Source organism: Hyella patelloides LEGE 07179 (assembly GCF_900659865.1).
In the GTDB taxonomy this organism is placed as follows: domain Bacteria; phylum Cyanobacteriota; class Cyanobacteriia; order Cyanobacteriales; family Xenococcaceae; genus Hyella; species Hyella patelloides.
In genome coordinates this window covers 1-2,854 of record NZ_LR214225.1, presented here as the reverse complement: position 1 = coordinate 2,854, position 2,854 = coordinate 1, and the positions used below count along the sequence as shown (strand labels likewise).

4 protein-coding genes and 1 pseudogene are annotated in these 2,854 nt (G+C 36.3%); 2 read left to right on the top strand and 3 right to left on the bottom strand.

What is annotated here, in order from left to right:
* Positions 1–160: 160 nt before the first annotated feature.
* The 3 genes from hemJ to petN form a co-directional block, all read right to left on the bottom strand.
* The gene (gene hemJ / locus H1P_RS32495) at positions 161–739 is read right to left on the bottom strand and encodes a protoporphyrinogen oxidase HemJ (protein ID WP_144875493.1); all 579 of its coding nucleotides are present in this window, start codon (positions 737–739) and stop codon (positions 161–163) included.
* 202 nt (positions 740–941) lie between these two features.
* A complete protein-coding gene (locus H1P_RS32490; protein ID WP_144875491.1) occupies positions 942–1,631 on the bottom strand; it encodes a YdcF family protein in 690 nt (229 codons plus the stop codon).
* A gap of 291 nt (positions 1,632–1,922) precedes the next feature.
* Positions 1,923–2,012, bottom strand: coding sequence for a cytochrome b6-f complex subunit PetN (petN, locus tag H1P_RS32485; RefSeq protein ID WP_144875489.1), 90 nt, complete (start codon positions 2,010–2,012; stop codon positions 1,923–1,925).
* A gap of 79 nt (positions 2,013–2,091) precedes the next feature.
* Here petN and H1P_RS32480 point away from each other — a divergent pair, with 79 nt between their 5' ends.
* Together H1P_RS32480 and H1P_RS39670 are read left to right on the top strand one after the other, a co-directional pair.
* A complete protein-coding gene (locus tag H1P_RS32480; protein ID WP_246142053.1) occupies positions 2,092–2,529 on the top strand; it encodes a hypothetical protein in 438 nt (145 codons plus the stop codon).
* A gap of 214 nt (positions 2,530–2,743) precedes the next feature.
* A pseudogene (locus H1P_RS39670) lies at positions 2,744–2,854 on the top strand (ABC transporter ATP-binding protein); the annotation flags it as partial.

Sequence of the window (2,854 nt, the reverse complement as noted above, 5' to 3'; positions counted from 1 at the left end):
AAAAAAATCGCCAATCTAGCTTGTCTAGGTTTGTCTATGATTTATAAAGCAGTAAGTAGTCTCAAAACCTCGTAATAGCTCTAAATCAAGCTCACAATTTTGAAAATTTTTACTCAGTGACGAAAGCGATCGCCTTTGACTTAGTTTTATCGAACCTAGGCTATTCAGCAGATGAGGCTAATTCTACTTGAGCGAGTTTTTCTTTATCTTGACGGCGTTTTTTCGCATAAAGTTGAATACTAGCTACCATTGCCACTACTAAACCGAAAACCACCCAGGTAGTGATGTCTAAAGGTAGATTATTTTTAAATACAGCCAGTAGCACAATTAGCACTAGCATGATAGTAGGTGCTTCATTTAAAGCTCTAAATTGTTGTCCTGTCCATTGACACTCACCTTTGGCTAACTGCTTCATAATTCTTTTACAGTAGTGATGATAACCAATCAGTAATAAGACAATCGCCATTTTGATATGTAACCAGCCAGATTTTAAAATTTCTGGCTCGGTAGAAATTAAACCAATGGCACACACTACGGTAACAATCATCCCAGGAGTGGTAATGATGCTGTAGAGCCTTTTTTCCATAATTTCGTATTGGTTTTTCAAGATGCTTTGAGCGGGTTCTGGCTCTTGATTCGCTTCTGCGTGATAGACAAAAAGACGCACTAAATAAAATAATCCTGCAAACCAAGCAACAACACCAATGAGGTGAAATGCTTTAAACCAGTAGTAAGCCATAGATATATTGTTATGTTCAAAATTTGTTCTCTATACCAATAAAGTTTATATTTTTCTTGTGGGGTACGGCAGAATCATGCAACAAAATGTTAACTACTTTCTTGGTTCATTGTTGATTGTAATCGTTTGAAACTAATTAATTTTGCGTTTAGGGCTAGTCGATTCGTTGCTGATTGTACTATCAATAATTAACTATCAACCATCAACTAAAAAATTTAGCATAAATATAAGCGATCGCTTCTCCTGTAATTTCTCTAAATCCTTCACTGGATGTCCACCAAGATCGAGCATCATAATCTACAGGGGGATGAGCAATAATCCCTACATTAACTTCAGGGTTACAAGCTTTTTTATACAGTATCCAGCTACGACGGCTATGAACATTTTTAGAATAAAGATTAATCGCATTAATTTGGGGATAATTTTCTTTAAGCCATTTTTTAACCACAATTGCGGAGGCTAAAGTGCGATCGCGTTTAGTAGGAGGAATCGGTATAATAGCAATTTTCTCGGGATCGAAGCCTAGTTTAATCGCTGTCGCAGCAGATAATTGAGCAAAGTTTTTATATTCTGAAAGATAAGCACCTCTGAGAAGAGGAGTACCTACTGTAATCAAAATTTGATAATCTTGTTGTTGAAATTCTGCGATCGCCCCTTGAATACCGTCATCTCCAATCCAACCTTCAATAACTAAGGCTTCCGCTTCGATAGGCGCAACAGGAGCGAGAAAAGAATGAATGTTTATTACTACCAATATAGCGATCGCTAATAACGTCAGCATCATTGAGAGCCAACCCTTAATGGTTAATCCCCAAAAAGGTTGATAAGCAATCAAACCCCAAAGCTTTTGCTTGGGAAAATAAGACTTTATTTTTTTATCCGCAGGAAACATTTATTTAGGAATCACTCAGTCAGTAGGGAAGTTTCACAAAAGGTTCTTACATTAACAAAAATATCTAAAAAATAAGGGCGAAACTATGATAGTCTGCCCCCAAGATAATTTATTTTTAAAAATTAGTTACTTTAATTTGTCGCGGGATTGCAACCGGCGATCGCGCCATTTAATAGCAGAAAGATAGAGTATTCCTCCGCTTACGCCTACTAGAAGCACTAAAGCGACAAGAAATAAAATGTTGACTATAGAACTTGTGTCCATGATCTCATCTCTAATGATAAAAAAGGTTTAGAATCCGTTACGACCCCAGACAACCATGGTGATTGACCAAGTAAATAAAGCCAGTAGACCTACCCAACCTAATGTCAAAATATCCATATTTTCTCGTTACTTTTTGCAATATACGCTCATAAAACATCTTTCAACCCTATCATACTTCTAAAGTGGTATTGTGGGAGTGATTGTTTTGCCCAGTTTAGTTACAGAAAGAATTGAATCGGTTAAAGCAGGCATCTTATCTTCTGCTGTCTTTGGCGTTATGGACGGGATGATAATTTTAACCAATAGCTATTTAGCGATCGAACTAGAAGTAAACTTTCAGCAATGGCAGATTACTTCTATAATTGATTTTGGTTGGCATTTAGCGATCGCATTTATCAGTGGTTTTTTATTTGGTGTTACTTACCGCTATGTTATTCGTGGCGATCGTAATTCCCACTTACAAGATGGCGCAGTGTTAGCTTTTGGTTTGGTCAGGGGATTTGCTTTAATAGAAGGAACAACTTTGACCCCACTGTGGTTGTTGTTAGTCATAGAAAGTATTATTAGTTTTGCTTTTGCTCGTTTTAGTTTAGATTTTGCGCTTAAATTTAAATTAATTAAACCTTTTGTTTAAATGATAAAAGATGAATTCTGAATTAGAAAAGGCAGATTGACTTAAATATTTGATTCTTAAGTTTTTTATCCACATAACAACCAACTACTAACCATCAACCATATTATCCCACTTGATATTGTTCCATTTATAACCCCAATGCGATGGGTACAAGTCCCGCTTAGTTTGGGACGAAGATAGAACAGGACTAACCACTTGCAACCAAAACATCAGTATGATTAAAGTTGAACATCTCAGTAAAATATATGGTTCGACTGTTGCGATTGAAGATGTAGACTTTACTGTGGAAACAGGAGAAATTATCGGTTTTTTAGGTCCTAATGGT

Coding starts and splice junctions, on each gene's coding strand:
- hemJ (WP_144875493.1), bottom strand. CDS start 739: ATGGCTTACTACTGGTTTAAAGCATTTCACCTCATTGGTGTTGTTGCT.
- H1P_RS32490 (WP_144875491.1), bottom strand. CDS start 1,631: ATGTTTCCTGCGGATAAAAAAATAAAGTCTTATTTTCCCAAGCAAAAG.
- petN (WP_144875489.1), bottom strand. CDS start 2,012: ATGGATATTTTGACATTAGGTTGGGTAGGTCTACTGGCTTTATTTACT.